The following is a 13,794-nucleotide window of genomic DNA, read 5'->3' as shown; positions in this document are numbered from 1 at the left end:
GCTACTGCGCGCCGGGTGCCCGCGGAACCAGCACGGTGAAGCGGTGAGCGTGCTCTTCTTCCATCGCCGTGTAGATCCGGCCGCCTTCGCGCATCGCCGCGGAGAACGCGGCGATCCGCCCGTGCAGCCGCGCATCGGTCGATTCCCAGTGCGCACCGAGCTCAGCCAGGGCTTCCGCGGAGTCACCGGCCCAAGCCCCCGCGCATTCGCCGACGTAGCCGGCATGACGAGCGGCGAAGGTGCGCGACACCTCGGTGGCGTTCACCACCTGGGTGGCGTGGGTGTCCAGCAGCGCCGGGCGAACCGACAGCGTCGCGGAGTTGATCGGCACCGAAGCCATACCCACACCTCCCGTAGCAGCGCTGCACAGAAAGTTAACAGCGCTTCGGGGCTGCCGCTAGTCACCCCAGGGAAGCCGTGCGAACCCAGCGACGATGCGCATTTAGGTCGACATTGCTGCCACACACGATAGTGACCACGTGTCGGCCAGCGAAGCGGTCACGGTTTTCGAGGATCGCCGCGATGCCGAGCGCGGCCGCCGGCTCAACGACCAGACCGGCGTGGTCGAGGAGCATCCGCATTCCGGCGACGATCGAGGCCTCCTGGACCAGAATCGCATCGTCAGCAACCAGGAGCAGGTCAGACAGGACGGCAGGGATGGGAAAGCGGCCGGCGACAGCGTCGGCGATCGTATTGGTCGAGTCGCTGGTCACGACGCGGCGTTGGTGCCACGAGTGTGTCATCGCCGGTGCGCCAGCCGGCTGAATGCAGATCACCTCGACGTCGGGGGCCAATGTCTTGAGCACGTGCCCCACGCCGGTGGCCAGCGCCCCGCCGCCGAGAGCAATCAGGACGGCATCGAAAGAAGACGCAGCATCAACCAGTTCCAGACCGATAGTCGCAGCGCCCTCGCACGTCTCGATGTCCAGACTGTCCTCGACCAACCGGATCCCGTCATACCGGGCAATGGCGGCTGCCCGCTCGCGAGCGATCTCAATGTCGCCGTCCACCAGCTCCAACCGGGCATCCAGCGCGCGGATGCGCTCAAGCTTGATGGCCGGAGCGAAGCGGGATGCGACGACCGTGACGCCAAGCCCCCGAGTGCGACCGGACCAAGCCAGGGCTTGACCAAGGTTTCCTGCGCTGGCGCACACCATCGCGGTCAAGCCGGTGTCGGCGAGCAGGCTCGTGACAACTTCGGTGCCGCGTGCTTTGAAGCTGCCGACTGGATTCTCCGTTTCGAGCTTGATGCTCATCGTGCACCCGAGGTTGGGCGTCAGCGCCTCGCATCGATATAGCGGAGTGTCAAGGAAAAGTGGGTTGATTACCCGGCGAGCTGCCCGGATCCGAGCTGTATCGAGGCGCGTTTCCCGCACGACACAGCAGCGTAGCGTTGCCGGGCTGTCCAGATTAGGTTCCCGGCAACCTCATACGCGATGACATCCCGACACCGACCGTCATCAGGCAAACGGCACTGGGCTCCTGCTCCGCGCCGTGGCCACCGCGCCGGATGAGCCCGCGGTCCACGCCGCCGTCACCGCCGCCCGCGTCGGCCGGAACAGCTGGGCACTGATCGGATCCGTGCTCGGGATCGGCGGCGAGGCGGCGCAGCAGCGTTACGGGTGAGCTGCGGTTACGGCTGAGACGGCACAGGTTCCGCGGTGGGTGCTGGTTCCGGAGCTGCACCTGCTGGGGGTGCCGACTCGGCACCAGGCGGGAAATACGTACAAGCCATGTCGGCAAGCGGCCCTGCGCCGACGAGCGCGTAATCGTAATGAAGGACGCAGTCATCCCGTCCACCATCAGAATAAATGCAAGTCACGTGGGACTCCGTAAAAAATCCTCCGGTGCGCCCACAGCGCGCATTCGTCTTGGCTACGCACGCCTTCCACGCATCAGCGGTGTTCACGTTCGCTAACGCGGTGCACGCACCGTCGGCGTGTGCGACCTGTGCTGGCGCGGCGAGGAACAGGGCGGCCGGCGCAGCGGCGAGCAGAGCTTTGATCCACATCATTTGCCTCCTCAACTCGGCTCACCGACCGGTGCTGGCTCCGCTGGCGGCGGTGCCGACTCGGAGCCAGGCGGAACATACGTACAGGCCGAGTCGGCGGCCCGTCCGCCACCTAAAAACGCGAAGTGCACGACGCATTCGTCCCTGCCGCCGTCGGAGTAAGTGCAGGTCAAGTTGACTCCCGGAATGAAACCTCTGGGACCACCGACGCAGTGCACATTCATCTTGGATATGCAGGCGTTATACGCCTCGTAGTCGGAACCCAAAGCGGTGCACGCACCGTCGGCGTGGACGACCACCGCCGGCGCGGCGATGAACAGGGCGGCCGGCGCAGCGACGAGTAGGGCTTTGATCCACACGATTCGCATCCTCAGCTCGGCTCGCCGACAGGCGCCGGTGCCGGGTCGGAGTCAGGCGGGACGTAGGCACAAGCAGCGTCGGCGAGCCGTCCGGCACCCCCATACACAACGTGCTCGATGCATTCATCCCGGCCGCCATCGGGATAGGTGCAAGTCACGGAGTGTTCCAGAAAAACACCCTGGCTCTTGCAGCGCACGTTCATTTTGCGCGTGCACTCTTGGTACGCATCAACGTCGTTCGCGTTCGCAAAAGCGGTGCACGCACCGTCAGCGTGGACGACCGGTGCCGGCGCTGCGAGGAACAGCGCCGCTGGCACGGCTGCGAGCAGGGCTTTATTCCACATGGTCCGCATCCCTAGCTCGGTTCCCCTGCAGGTGCTGGCTCTGCGGGCGGCGGTGCCTGATCAGCACCAGGCGGGATGTACGTGCAAGAGGAGTCGACAGGTGTTCCGACGGATGTTGTGAAGCCGAATGGCGCAAAGTGTGCGACGCATTCATCCCGGCCACCGTCGGGATAGGTGCAGGCTACGGTCTGCACACGATCGAAACCGCCAGTAGCCTTGCAACGCATCCCCATTTTTTCCAGGCACGCGTTATAGCCATCAACGTCGGGGGCTAATGCGGTGCACTCGCCGCCAGCGTGAACGACCGGCACTGGCGCGGCGAGGAATAGGGCGGCCGGCACCACGGCGAGCAGCGCTTTGATCCACATGGTTCGCATCCCTAGCTCGGCTCACCGACAGGTGCTGGCTCTGCTCCTGGCGGCGGTGCCGACTCAGAGGCGGGCGCGATGTACGTACAAGTGTGGTCGACCATCTGTAATCTCCCAGTGTGCGGAGCCGTGTGTGCGACGCATTCGTCCCGTCCGCCGTCGGGGTAAGTGCAGGTCATGGAATGTGTGGCTATAAAGCCGCCGGTATAAGTGCAGTGCACGTTCATCTTCTGGGCGCACGCCCAATACGCGTCATAGTCGGAACCCAAAGCGGTGCACGCACCGTCAGCGTGTGCGAGAGGCGTTGGCGTTGCGAGGAACAGCGCCGCTGGCACGGCTGCGAGCAGGGCTTTAATCCACACGATTCGTCTCCTCAGCCCGGCTCACCGACAGGTGCTGGTGCGGGTTCCGGTGCTGGCCAAGGGTGTCGGGGCACAGCTCGTGCTGGGCCGCTTCGATCATGAGGTCGGTCAGCATTGCATTCGAGATCGCATTGAATCCGGCGCGCGGGTTGCCGTCCGTTCGGATGTTGGCGCAGACCGCTTGCCCCCACTGGATTGTTTGCCACGCGGCCGACGCGCCCGGGTGATAGGTGAAACCGCGGGCGAATAGATAGTCCATATAGGACTGATCATCCGCGGATGCCACCCCTGCTGTTCCGAGCAGCAGCCCCGCCGCGGCCGCACCAGCGCTGAGCGCCTTCGCAATTCGTTTCATCGCAGTTCCTGTCGTTGACACAGTCACGGACAGAGCGTCTGGTCGGCAATGTGTGCGACTGCGGATGGCGAGAATTTTGGCGTCCAGGGTTGCCCGTACCACCAGGCTCCGGCGTTACGTGACTTTTGCACGCAATAGCTTTCTGCGACGTAAACGAGCTGGTCATCAGAGAATGTCTGGTGCGCGCCGGCGGCGTGGTACTGATCGAGGAAGTCCTGTCGAGCGTCAGCCACGGCGGGCGGTGCGCCGAGCAACGCCGCGGCGGCAAGAACGCCTGTCAGCGCCAGAGCGAGTTTCACTTCGGTCCCCCGAGGGTGTCGGGGCACAGTTCCTGTTGTGCAGTAACAGCAATACCGTGACCGTCTACAAGAATGCCGTTTCCTCCAGGGAATCCGGCCACGGTATCCAGGCTTGAGCCGTCACGCAAAGCCGAGCACATAAAGTGCCCGAGGCCGATGACCTCCGAGTCGTCCAATATGTGTACGCGAATTCCATTGCCGTGGATGGCAGAGATGAACGACGCATCGTCAGCCGACGCCACCCCCGCTGTGCCGAACAGTAGCCCCACCGCGGCCACGCCAGCGCTGAGCGCCTTCGCAATTCGTCCCATCACAGCTCCCTTCGCTGACACGGTCACGGGCATAGCGTCTGGTCCGCAACCTCGACCAGATCAATCGTCGAGTAGTGCCAATTGAGCGGATTGGGACGCCAAAGCGCGCCATTCCCGTCCGCCTTGTCGTGGCAGTACTTGGTGCCCCAGTACATGAGCATCTCGTCAGAGATGACCTGATACGCGCCGCGGGCGTGGTATTGGTCGAGGAAGTCCTGTCGAGCGTCAGCCACGGCGGGCGGTGCGCCGAGCAACGCCGCGACGGCAAACACGGTCGCCATCGTCAGAACGGGTTTCACTGCGCAGTTCCGAGCGACTCCGGGCACAGCTCGTGTTGCGCCGCTTCGATCATGAGGTCGTCGAGTGACGCCGCCATGAACGGATTTACGCCATTGCGCGGTCCACCATTCCAACGGATGTTGTCGCAGATTATGTGCCCGCCTTTGATTGCGCTCGTCGCTGACGACACGTCGTAGTGATACGTCCAGCCGTGTGCGAACAAGTAGTCCATGTAGGACTGCTCATCCGCGGCCGCCGTTCCCGCTGCTCCGAGCAGCAGCCCCGCCGCGGCCGCACCAATTCCCGCCGTCCGCGCGACCCGACTCATCACGATCTTCACTGCGTGGTTCCGAGCGTGTCCGGGCAGAGTTCGTGTTGCGCCACGTCGATCATGTAGTCCGGCACCGAAGCGTTCATATACATGTTGAATCCCGCCCGCGGGTCTCCCGAGAATCGGATGTTGTCGCAGATCATTCGCCCAATTTGCACCGCCTCCGCCGGCGAAACTAAACCGATGACCATGGATGCTGCACCACCGTAGGTCATGCCGTGCGCAGCCAGGCCATCAAGGAATGACTGCTCGTCAGCGTGGACCGTCCCTGCTGTCCCGAGCAGTAGTCCCAGCGCCGGGATACCGATTCCCGCCGTCCGCGCGATACGCCCCATTGCGTTCCTCACTGCGCACCCTGGAGGGTGTCCGGACAGAGCTCCCGCTGGGACGCGTCGATCAACATCGGACGCAGATGCTCGGTGTCCCAAGTCAATTGCGGCATCGCCTGATCGGCCGGTATGCCTGCTCGGATTCCATCACAGGTCATGTGGCCGAGCATCAATGTCTCGGAGTCGCCCACGTTTCCAAAAAAGCCGTATCGGTCCGGCAGGCCGTTCGCATGAACGAGGTCCAAAAACGATCTGTCGTCGGCCTGCGCCACCCCCGCAGTTCCGAGCAGTAGCCCCGCCGCCCCCACACCGATACCGACTGCCCGCGTAATGCGCCCCATTGCGCTTCCTTCCGCCGCCCTACTGACGTCCTGAATCGTCCAGTATCACCGGACGGCAGTGGTTTCGCGCGGCGGATTGGCGGTATTCCCGCGACAGCGGTCCACCGACGTGCGCAGGAACCGGCCCCGTCGCGGCCCCGGGATCGGAGCTGGGTCGGCACCGCGGTAATGGTGTTGACCTGCGGGTTTAGTCGTCGAGATCCCACGACGCGGCGACTGACCGCTCCCACCGTTCGCGGTCCACCTTGTCGGCGTCGAAGAGCGCTCCTCGCCCACCGACTCGCGCCCCGCACATGATCCGGTGCCGACACCGCGCACCATGCCGGCATGACCGATTCCGTGACGCCCGCCCAGCTACGCCGCTTCGTGGTCGAGCGCCTGGCCCCGGCCGGCGTAACCGAACAGCAGCTGGATGCCGCGGTGGCTGCGGTCCTGGAGCGGGCGCCCCTGCCCAGCTGGAGCTTCACCGGGCACTGGTACACGAGCAGTGAAGTCGGCGTCGCGGAGCTGCAGCGGATCGTCGACGCGGCGATCCGCGGCTAGGCCTCCGGCACTCCTCGCAGCTCGACCCGTACCCCGTCCGGCCCCGTGACCAGCACGCCAAATTTCTGAGGCCTCACCACGTACCCCGCCGCCTTCGCCGCGTCGGCCGCCGGGCCGATGTGCGGCAGTTGGAGCGCCAGCCGCGTCCGCGTCGGCGGCTGATCCCCACACGGGTACAGCTCAATCACCATGCCGTCATCGAGCGTCGCTGAGTAGTGCACCGGTCCATCGCCATGCTGCTCGGGGACCAGCGGCAGGCCCAGCACGTCGCCGTATAAGTGGTGGGCTGCCTCAAGATCGGAGCAGTACAAGACGATCAGCGAGATCCGCATGCTTCCAGCTTGGCACCGCTGGGTGACACGCGCCTGACCAGTCATGTGTCACCCAGCACCCCTACGGTCCGGGCCATGGACGCAATCTCGCTTAGCCGTATGCACTTGTTCGTCGGCGCCGACGACGCCGACTCACTGGTCGCAACCCTTGCCACTGTCGCCGATACCGCACCGCCGGAATGGCAGCCCTACGCCCGCCTTGACGGCAGTGACGCTCGCTCCGCCACGCTCACGGTCGGCGGCACCGAGTTCGCGGTGACGATCGGAAACCCGTGTTTACCAGCGCTGCTGCTGTTCACCGTGCCGGATGTGCCGGCGACAGTGGAACGGCTGAACGGCGCCGGATTCAGCGCCCGGGTAGATCAGCATGGCGAAGCCGCGGTATCCGTGCCCAGCGGCAACATCGTGATCCGGATCGTGGCTGCTGGAGGGGCGGAATGAAGTTGCTCCACGTATGTGAGGTCTGCGACCTGAAAGAGATTCTCACACCGGACGAGGCGTATGCGGCTGGGTGGGACTACCCGCCGCGCATGGGCGTTTTCGGCGTGGTCAGCCCAAGGACCTGCCCGAAATGCCCTATCGCCGAAACAGTTTGGTGGGCATTGGCGATGGTCGGCAGAACGCTTGATCAGCTGACGGACAAGCAGCGGGCTGCCGTCGCCCGAATCCTCGCCGAGCCAGCGTCGATCGCGGCGCCCTGCGAAAACTGACCGGCTAACTCGCCTTTTGCTCCGGCGGTTCGTCCCCGCGCAGGATCGTCCCGCCGCGCACGATCCCGTCTTCCAGCGGCTCCGCCGACTGCACGATCCGCGGCGCTTCCTTCGCTGCGCCACCACCCCTGCTGGCGCCCATGCCGCCAGCGCCTGGGCCGTACGGCATGCCGCCCGCACCCGGCGCGGCCGCGGTGCCGGCAGCGGTGGCGGGCGCCGTGGCCGGCATCCCGCCGGACAGCGTGACCTGCGGCGATGGTCGGCCGGTGACGTTGGTTCCGGTGACCATGCCTTCGCGGCTGTAGCCAGGGTTCGTGGGCCGCGGTGCAGCTGCGCTGCTCACCGGCGAAGCGCCGGCACCCGTCGCGCCGACCGCGGCGGACAGGCCGGTCGGGGCGGCGTCACTGTCACGCTTGCGGTCAGCCGGTTTCGGTGTCGGTGCGCCGGTAGGGGCGCCACCCGCCGCTGCTGCCTGCGGGTGCGGCTGTTGCTGGGCCTGGGGCTGTTGGGGCTGGGCCTGCCCCTGCGGGACCTGCGGCATGGGCGGCATATCCGCCTTGGACAGCTGGGTGTGGGGAGCTATGCCGGCGGGCGCGGAGGGAGCGGGGCCAGCTGGGGTGCCGGGAGCGGAGGGGGTTCGCGGCGTTGAGGGTGCTGGCGGTTTGAGGGCGCCGAGGGAGTTCTGCGAGTCGGGACGGCGAACGCCGGTGCCGCCACTATCGCTGTTGACGACGTCGACCCGCTGGTTGACCTTCGCAGCCAGGGCAATGGCGCCGGTGTTGAACGCGGCATCTGCGGACTCCCGCATCGCCCGAAGCGACTGTGCCTGCTGCACCGCTGAGCGGAAGTTGGCCTCCGCATCGGCGGCGCCGACGGGGTCGTTGCGTTCCTCAGCTTCCATCATCAGCAGCTGAGCGAGTTGGACGTACCCGTCAGCCTGGTCGATGTCCGCGTTTTTTGGAGCCGAGCTCTGCCACTGACTGGCGAGTTGACTCAGCTCAGCGACGCTTTCCGCATTGCTTGCATGCGACATTGCCGCTCGACCGGTTATTTCTTTGGTCGTGACCAGTCCATCCAGCCCCGCAGTGAGCCCCAAGCCCTTCGCCTGGCCGTCAAGGTCGGCGACGCCGGATGACACTGCGCCCCCATCCGCGTCAAGGCCTCGGGCAACGCCCTTCGCGCGATCACCGGTGCCGGTGCTCAGGAAGCTGAAGTCGGTGTCCGGATACTCGCTCACCCTGCTACTCCAATGCTTTTGGTCAGAAGGTCTCGGCAGCCGCGCTGAACGAGCTGCCGGTGAATGGCTCTGCGTCCGGCGCAGTGAGCGCCTGCGCTCCGAGACGCTTCAGTGCCGGTTCCAGGTACGTAACGGCCACGGTGGTGCGGTCCCGTGAACCGCCTTTGATCAGCCCCACCAGCGCCGCGCGTTGCGTGGCACCGTCAACGACGAACACGACTCCCCCCGAGTCGCCGCCGTTGCGTGTTAGGCCAACGTGCATGAGCCCGCCTCCGTCATCCGCAGTGACGAGCGGGCCGCAGGCGACTCCGGTGATCGCACCGTCAATGCAGATAGGAGTTCCGGCCGGCAGTTCGCGCGCGGCCGCTTCCGTGACCACCCCGCCGATCGGAAACTTCCCAGCGATGCTCGTAGCCTCCTGCGCTGGCGGATCCCACAGCGCTCCGCTGTCTATGACGATACCGTCCCGAAAACCGTCCTCGCCCTCCGTGATCCGCACATACTCGGTGACGTCCTCGCCGTCGCGGTCACGCTGCAGGTACTGCTGCGGGTCACCCTCTCCGCAGTGCGCCGCGGTGAGGAACCCCCGCTGCGCTGCTGTTGTGATCGCTGGGCCGATAGTGCAGAAGTCACCTGGGCCGTCGACCTTCCAGTGAAGGAGCTTCACGCCAGGCAGCGCCTCTCCACCGAACTGCGCCCCATCCACCGCGTCGCGTTCAGGAGCCGCGGCCGTTACCGCCACCCATTCGGGTGCAATCGTTCCCGATTTGAATGCGGCACTGGGCCGCGCCGAGCCATTGACGGTCGTGCTGCAGCCGGAAACTACGGCCGTCACCATGAGGGCGGCGGCCGCAGTTGTTACTGCGCGGCTGACCATCGGTCCATCATCCCACTTCAGCGGCTCGGAAGGGAGTTCACGCCGCTTTCCTCGGCCGCGTCGATCGACTTGAGTCCGCCCGTCCACGAACGCAGTTCGATCAAGCTGCTGCCCATCTGGGTGTGGGCCGCATCAACGGTGTCTGCGGCCGCGGACATTTCACCGGCCAGCGCCTGGAGCACGGCGGCGTATGCGGCCGCGACCGAACCGGTCGCTGCTGCGGCTGCGTTCTCGTTCTCGGCTGCCAGCTGCCGTGCCTCCGCTGCTCGCTCCGGCAGTTTCGCCTGGACGCTGTCCAAGTCGTGGAGCGAGGCGTTGAACCGGTGGGGGTCCTGGATTTCAATTTCACCGCTCATGCCGCTTCTCCCTCTCCCGGTGCGATTTTCGCCATCAGCTCTTCCGCTCGCGCGTCGATGCGCTCCCAGACCGGCGAGGACGGAACCCAGTCGGCGATGCGTGCCTTCTCAGCGCTGGCCAGCTCCCGTCGAGCCGCGGCGACGACCGGCTCCACCGCGAACTCGCGCGCACTGGCGACTCGCCGGCCTCGATAAAGCCGCAGGTAACGGGCCTCGGCACAGACCCCGGCCCACACGATCCCGACGCAACTCTCTCCCGCTTCAGCCGCGACCAACCGACCCGCTTGCCGATATGCGACCTGTTCAGGCGGCAGCCCCCGGTACCCCGGCAGCACTTCCGAAACGGCAACGAGCGCCTCGGCGGACAGACGCACGCTCAGCCAGGTCCCGCGCACCCACGCGTCGATCTCCATCACCTTGTCGACGCCCAGCTCAGCAATCGCTGCGCGCGTCACCGGATCACCGACAACCGTCGGAGCAGTGGGATTGAACGGCGGTAGCCCCTTTGTGTGGGCGTGCACCGGGTAGAGCGTGTCGATGGCGTGATCGATGGCGATCACCTCATACACGGCTACGTAAGCAGTTGGGTCACCCATCCGGACGGCATGATCCGCCAGCACCCGGACCAGCGCGTGCAGGGTACTGATGGCGTGAACGGTCTCAGACGTTGGTGACAGCATTTGCTGCACTCTCGTCGATCCCCTGCATCCCGCTCAGCACCATCTCCAGCTCCCCCAGCACCGACGCCACCGCCGACGCGGCTGCATCGACGTGGTTTCCGGCGCCGTCGATGCAGCTGCTGAGAGCCGTCAGCGACGGCACATAGACCGGAGCGACACTGCCCTCGGAATCAGCAGCCGACGCTGCCGCGGCTGCCACCTTCGCGCCGGCGTCGCGCCGAGCCGAGATCTGCTGCGTCAGCGAGTCCAGTTGCCCCAGCACGGCACGAAAGCCGTCGTAGCCGCGAATCTCGATGTCACCCATGCTGATCCATCTCCTTCTCCATCTCGGCTTGTGCATCGGCCACCGCTGCATTGATCAGCGTCACGAACCCCGGCCCTGGGGTGTAGGTGCGGTTGACCGCGTCGTACAACTCTCCTCGCTCCACCAGCACTCGCCCCGTCGTCGCCCTCGGCATCTCCGTCACGGGCGTCTTTTGCGCCCGCAGATACTTCTCCATATCGGACATCACAGCCGCGAGGTGGTCGGCCACCACCTGCTTCTGCGCAGCCGGCGACGGCTGCCGCGATGGGAGCGTCAGCTTCACCACCGCGCCTTCCGCGAGCCCGGCCTGCGCCAGCGCCGCCCCGACTGCGTGGAGGAAGAGCTGCGTCTCGCGGGTCGCGTTCTGGATCGGCGGCAGCTTCGGCGTCATCACTTCACCGCTCCGGGATCCATCGCCGACGGTGCCGCGGACGGCACAGTCTCGCGCAGACCGGTGTCCGTGGCAGCTGCGCTGGCCGGCCCTGCACCGCCCTGCGCCGGCACGCCCGGAGTGCCGGAGGAATTGACACCCGCAGGACTGGCATCGGCCGGCACTCCGGTCGATGCGGTGCCGCCCGGAACCGGGTAAGCCACGTTGGCGGGCGCCTGTCCGGAGACAGGACCGGTCGCAGCTCCGCCCGCTGCTGGGTCGAGTAGATGGAAGTACCCTGCGCGTGAACCCATGTCCTTGGGCAATTCGCTGGCTCCAACGACTTTGTAGGCGTCGAGGTCGTAGAACTGACCATCCCCGAGCATGAGGTAGCGGTGGTCTCCTGCTACCAGCACATCGCCCGGCTTGGCGGATGAGGGAGCTATCAGTTGTCCTGGGTCTTGTCCCGGTGTCGGCGGCACCAGCCCCGCCTGCGCCGCGGCGTCGGCCAGTGACACCGGGTGCGCCGGATCGGCAGCCGCCAGCAGCTGCGCCAGCTTAGCTGTCTTGGCATCCGGGAAGCTGACCTTGTGTCCCTTCACGTCCACCTCGGTCGGTGTCTTCATTTCTGCAGCAACGGGTTTCGCTCCGGGCTTGCCAGCAGCAGGGCCGGTGGCAGCCGCGGCTCCGGGAAGCGGGGCTGCCTTCTGCTGCACGGGGTCACCACCGGACAGCTTCGCCTTGTCCGCTCTCTTGTCGTCGGAGAGTGTCTTGCGATCGGCGTCGTCAGCGAGCTTGCGCCCTTGCTGGCCCATCGGAGTTCCGCCGCCACCACCGAGCGGGCTTCCACCGCCGTGGCCCATCGGAGTTCCGCCGCCCATGGGCGCGCCACCGGCGTGAGGCATCTGTGGCATGGCCGGCATCTGCTGCTTGAGCCCGGACAGCAGCTTGTCGATGTCGCTCTTCTCGGCTGGAGCGGCTGGCGCGGCGGTGTGCGGAACGGCGGGTGCCGGTCCGGCCGGAACAGCTGGCATTGTCGGCTTCGGCCCCACTGGTTTCCTGCTCCCGACGAGTGCGACGCCTCCGACCAGTGGGGCCGGGGCCGCATGGCTGAATAGGCCGGCGAGTTTGTCGTTCGCGCCTTTCATCGTGGACTGCATGGTCTTCAGTGCCGATTCCAGGCTCGTGCCGGTTCCAGGATCGGTGATCGCACCGTGTTCCACCAGCTGCGTGCGGATGCTGCGATTCGTCGCCTTCATCGCTTCGTAGGCAGTGGTCGCACCGTCGGATGCGGCGTTGAGTTGCGCCATGATCAGGTCGGACTGGCCGGGAAGCTTCTCCATTGCAGCGAAGTGCGACCGGAGCTTTTCCCGGTATTGCAGCATGTACGGTTCGCCGCTGGCGGTCAGCGTGCGATCGATCTGGGCGTAGACGTCAGCCACACCCTTCAGCCACTTGCTTGTCTCGGCTTTCACCTCGGCGGTGTCCAGTCTCAGTGCCTCGGGAGGGTGTTCGTTCCACACCGTCCCCGTCGGACCATCGTTGAAGCCGAAGATCGCGCGGTTGACCTCGGCCAGCGCCTTATCCGCGTCAGCGAGTGACGCGATATCAGCCGCTTTGGCGGGCAACATGTGGGTGTGGGTTCCGTCGGGAGCGTCCCAGAGCCCGAATCCGCTGTTGTTGTGGTGGAAGAAGTTGTCGTAGACCGCTCCGCCGAGCATCCCCAGCCATCCGATCGGGCCGGGAATCATGCCCACGGAGTTCAAGACTCCGCCGATGAGGTTTCCGGATCGGAAATCGTCCAGTGCGTGCTTCCCGGCGATCACACTTCCCACGAACGGCAGTGCTCGGGCGCCAACTCGTGCGGCACCCTTGGCGATCTCGGCTCCAGCAACGGCCGGAACCTTGCCCGCGGCGGCGTCTCCCAACTTCTTGGCCCAATACTGTCCGGCGTTGACTTGGCCGCGGGCCAGTCCCTTCACGCCGGCGAAGGGATGCTGGTCGCCGAACTTCCGCAACGCAGAGGGCGGCAATCCGGCATGGATCAGAGCCTGCTGGGTCTTGGGTGACATTCGAGTGGGGGAATTTGTCTTGGCCTCGGGGGCTACTTGCTTGGGCTCCGGAGCTGCCTTCGAGTCCGCACCAGCATGTTCAGCAGGAGCCTTCGCGTCGGGCTCCGGGGCAGCCTTCGACTCCGCAGCAGTGCCTCGACCGGCGGCGACGTCCGAGGCCTGGTCGGCCGCGCGGGCGGCCCTAGCGGCGTCCAAGTGCGCCTCGGCGGCGTCGAGGTGGTCAGCGGCGCTCATCGTGCAGCTCCGAGCTCGTCGGCGAACTCTGCGGCGTACCGCCTGACTGTCCACGGGCTGACCCCGTATCGCGCCGCGACGTCGGCGATACGCTCACCGTTCGCGACCCGTTTCGCCACGTCACGACGCCTTTCCGGATCCGGAATCTTGTGCTCGAAGAACCTGCCTGGGATACCTCTGGTCCGCTCCATGGCGACGGTCTAGCACGCCGCCTGCAAATTTCTTGCCTGGGGCGCGGTTTCGAAACACCCCCTCCGCCGGACACCCACTGTGACCACGATCACACGGCAATCTTTTGACGGCATCCGCGACCGGCAAACCACCCGGCATCCGCGGCGGCATCCCACCCCGATCCCCCGCCAGCCCCCGCCGCCGAACCCGGCAACGGAT

24 protein-coding genes are annotated in these 13,794 nt (G+C 66.1%); 4 read left to right on the top strand and 20 right to left on the bottom strand.

Going from position 1 to position 13,794, the window contains the following annotated elements; genetic code table 11:
• Nucleotide 1: 1 nt before the first annotated feature.
• The gene (locus MJO54_RS02360) at nt 2-340 is read right to left on the bottom strand and encodes a WXG100 family type VII secretion target (protein ID WP_240175584.1); all 339 of its coding nucleotides are present in this window, start codon (nt 338-340) and stop codon (nt 2-4) included.
• 61 nt (nt 341-401) lie between these two features.
• Nucleotides 402-1,376 (bottom strand): threonine ammonia-lyase, encoded by a 975-nt coding sequence (locus MJO54_RS02355; RefSeq protein ID WP_259602776.1) that lies wholly within the window; start codon nt 1,374-1,376, stop codon nt 402-404.
• A gap of 118 nt (nt 1,377-1,494) precedes the next feature.
• Here MJO54_RS02355 and MJO54_RS02350 point away from each other — a divergent pair, with 118 nt between their 5' ends.
• On the top strand, nt 1,495-1,626 hold the full coding sequence (locus tag MJO54_RS02350; RefSeq protein WP_259602775.1) for a hypothetical protein: 132 nt from the start codon (nt 1,495-1,497) through the stop codon (nt 1,624-1,626).
• A 396-nt stretch (nt 1,627-2,022) separates the two neighbouring features.
• On the opposite strand, the gene MJO54_RS02345 is transcribed toward MJO54_RS02350, so the two are convergent.
• From MJO54_RS02345 to MJO54_RS02305, 9 genes are all read right to left on the bottom strand, one after another.
• Nucleotides 2,023-2,370 (bottom strand): hypothetical protein, encoded by a 348-nt coding sequence (locus MJO54_RS02345; protein ID WP_240175582.1) that lies wholly within the window; start codon nt 2,368-2,370, stop codon nt 2,023-2,025.
• Between the two features lie 11 nt (nt 2,371-2,381).
• Nucleotides 2,382-2,714, bottom strand: coding sequence for a hypothetical protein (locus MJO54_RS02340; RefSeq protein ID WP_240175581.1), 333 nt, complete (start codon nt 2,712-2,714; stop codon nt 2,382-2,384).
• A gap of 719 nt (nt 2,715-3,433) precedes the next feature.
• Nucleotides 3,434-3,799, bottom strand: coding sequence for a DUF732 domain-containing protein (locus tag MJO54_RS02335; RefSeq protein WP_240175580.1), 366 nt, complete (start codon nt 3,797-3,799; stop codon nt 3,434-3,436).
• Between the two features lie 23 nt (nt 3,800-3,822).
• Nucleotides 3,823-4,098 (bottom strand): hypothetical protein, encoded by a 276-nt coding sequence (locus MJO54_RS02330; RefSeq protein WP_240175579.1) that lies wholly within the window; start codon nt 4,096-4,098, stop codon nt 3,823-3,825.
• Nucleotides 4,095-4,409 carry a DUF732 domain-containing protein gene (locus tag MJO54_RS02325; protein ID WP_240175578.1) on the bottom strand — a complete coding sequence of 105 codons (315 nt, stop codon included), beginning with the start codon at nt 4,407-4,409 and terminating at the stop codon, nt 4,095-4,097. The genes MJO54_RS02330 and MJO54_RS02325 overlap by 4 nt, the downstream gene beginning before the upstream one ends.
• Before the next feature lie 23 nt (nt 4,410-4,432).
• Entirely contained in the window at nt 4,433-4,708 is a 276-nt protein-coding gene (locus MJO54_RS02320; RefSeq protein WP_240175577.1) for a hypothetical protein, read from the bottom strand.
• The gene (locus MJO54_RS02315; protein ID WP_240175576.1) at nt 4,705-5,028 is read right to left on the bottom strand and encodes a DUF732 domain-containing protein; all 324 of its coding nucleotides are present in this window, start codon (nt 5,026-5,028) and stop codon (nt 4,705-4,707) included. Before MJO54_RS02315 ends, MJO54_RS02320 begins: the two co-directional genes overlap by 4 nt.
• Nucleotides 5,025-5,354: a DUF732 domain-containing protein gene (locus MJO54_RS02310; RefSeq protein ID WP_240175575.1), complete on the bottom strand. Its 330-nt coding sequence runs from the start codon at nt 5,352-5,354 to the stop codon at nt 5,025-5,027. Before MJO54_RS02310 ends, MJO54_RS02315 begins: the two co-directional genes overlap by 4 nt.
• An 8-nt stretch (nt 5,355-5,362) precedes the next feature.
• A complete protein-coding gene (locus MJO54_RS02305) occupies nt 5,363-5,689 on the bottom strand; it encodes a DUF732 domain-containing protein (protein ID WP_259602774.1) in 327 nt (108 codons plus the stop codon).
• A gap of 327 nt (nt 5,690-6,016) precedes the next feature.
• On the opposite strand from MJO54_RS02305, the gene MJO54_RS02300 reads away from it, so the two are divergent.
• Nucleotides 6,017-6,232 (top strand): hypothetical protein, encoded by a 216-nt coding sequence (locus tag MJO54_RS02300; RefSeq protein ID WP_240175573.1) that lies wholly within the window; start codon nt 6,017-6,019, stop codon nt 6,230-6,232.
• On the opposite strand, the gene MJO54_RS02295 is transcribed toward MJO54_RS02300, so the two are convergent.
• On the bottom strand, nt 6,229-6,564 hold the full coding sequence (locus MJO54_RS02295) for a VOC family protein (RefSeq protein ID WP_240175572.1): 336 nt from the start codon (nt 6,562-6,564) through the stop codon (nt 6,229-6,231). The genes MJO54_RS02300 and MJO54_RS02295 overlap by 4 nt on opposite strands.
• A gap of 75 nt (nt 6,565-6,639) precedes the next feature.
• Here MJO54_RS02295 and MJO54_RS02290 point away from each other — a divergent pair, with 75 nt between their 5' ends.
• Entirely contained in the window at nt 6,640-7,005 is a 366-nt protein-coding gene (locus MJO54_RS02290) for a hypothetical protein (RefSeq protein ID WP_240175571.1), read from the top strand.
• On the top strand, nt 7,002-7,274 hold the full coding sequence (locus tag MJO54_RS02285) for a hypothetical protein (protein WP_240175570.1): 273 nt from the start codon (nt 7,002-7,004) through the stop codon (nt 7,272-7,274). The genes MJO54_RS02290 and MJO54_RS02285 overlap by 4 nt, the downstream gene beginning before the upstream one ends.
• 4 nt (nt 7,275-7,278) lie before the next feature.
• Here the strand turns inward: MJO54_RS02285 and MJO54_RS02280 are convergent, their stop codons facing one another.
• The 8 genes from MJO54_RS02280 to MJO54_RS23790 are packed head-to-tail and all read right to left on the bottom strand — an operon-like array spanning nt 7,279 to nt 13,595.
• Nucleotides 7,279-8,511 (bottom strand): hypothetical protein, encoded by a 1,233-nt coding sequence (locus tag MJO54_RS02280; protein ID WP_240175569.1) that lies wholly within the window; start codon nt 8,509-8,511, stop codon nt 7,279-7,281.
• 22 nt (nt 8,512-8,533) lie between these two features.
• On the bottom strand, nt 8,534-9,388 hold the full coding sequence (locus tag MJO54_RS02275) for a chymotrypsin family serine protease (RefSeq protein WP_240175568.1): 855 nt from the start codon (nt 9,386-9,388) through the stop codon (nt 8,534-8,536).
• Between the two features lie 17 nt (nt 9,389-9,405).
• Entirely contained in the window at nt 9,406-9,744 is a 339-nt protein-coding gene (locus MJO54_RS02270; protein WP_240175567.1) for a hypothetical protein, read from the bottom strand.
• Nucleotides 9,741-10,433 carry a hypothetical protein gene (locus tag MJO54_RS02265; protein WP_240175566.1) on the bottom strand — a complete coding sequence of 231 codons (693 nt, stop codon included), beginning with the start codon at nt 10,431-10,433 and terminating at the stop codon, nt 9,741-9,743. Before MJO54_RS02265 ends, MJO54_RS02270 begins: the two co-directional genes overlap by 4 nt.
• Entirely contained in the window at nt 10,405-10,728 is a 324-nt protein-coding gene (locus MJO54_RS02260) for a hypothetical protein (protein ID WP_240175565.1), read from the bottom strand. The genes MJO54_RS02265 and MJO54_RS02260 overlap by 29 nt, the downstream gene beginning before the upstream one ends.
• Nucleotides 10,721-11,119: a hypothetical protein gene (locus MJO54_RS02255; RefSeq protein WP_240175564.1), complete on the bottom strand. Its 399-nt coding sequence runs from the start codon at nt 11,117-11,119 to the stop codon at nt 10,721-10,723. Before MJO54_RS02255 ends, MJO54_RS02260 begins: the two co-directional genes overlap by 8 nt.
• Nucleotides 11,119-13,404 (bottom strand): hypothetical protein, encoded by a 2,286-nt coding sequence (locus MJO54_RS02250; RefSeq protein WP_240175563.1) that lies wholly within the window; start codon nt 13,402-13,404, stop codon nt 11,119-11,121. Before MJO54_RS02250 ends, MJO54_RS02255 begins: the two co-directional genes overlap by 1 nt.
• Nucleotides 13,401-13,595 (bottom strand): helix-turn-helix domain-containing protein, encoded by a 195-nt coding sequence (locus MJO54_RS23790; RefSeq protein WP_434085429.1) that lies wholly within the window; start codon nt 13,593-13,595, stop codon nt 13,401-13,403. Before MJO54_RS23790 ends, MJO54_RS02250 begins: the two co-directional genes overlap by 4 nt.
• Nucleotides 13,596-13,794 lie beyond the last annotated feature (199 nt).

Source organism: Mycolicibacter virginiensis (assembly GCF_022374935.2).
Classification (GTDB): domain Bacteria; phylum Actinomycetota; class Actinomycetes; order Mycobacteriales; family Mycobacteriaceae; genus Mycobacterium; species Mycobacterium virginiense.
This window is presented reverse-complemented; position numbering and strand designations above follow the sequence as displayed.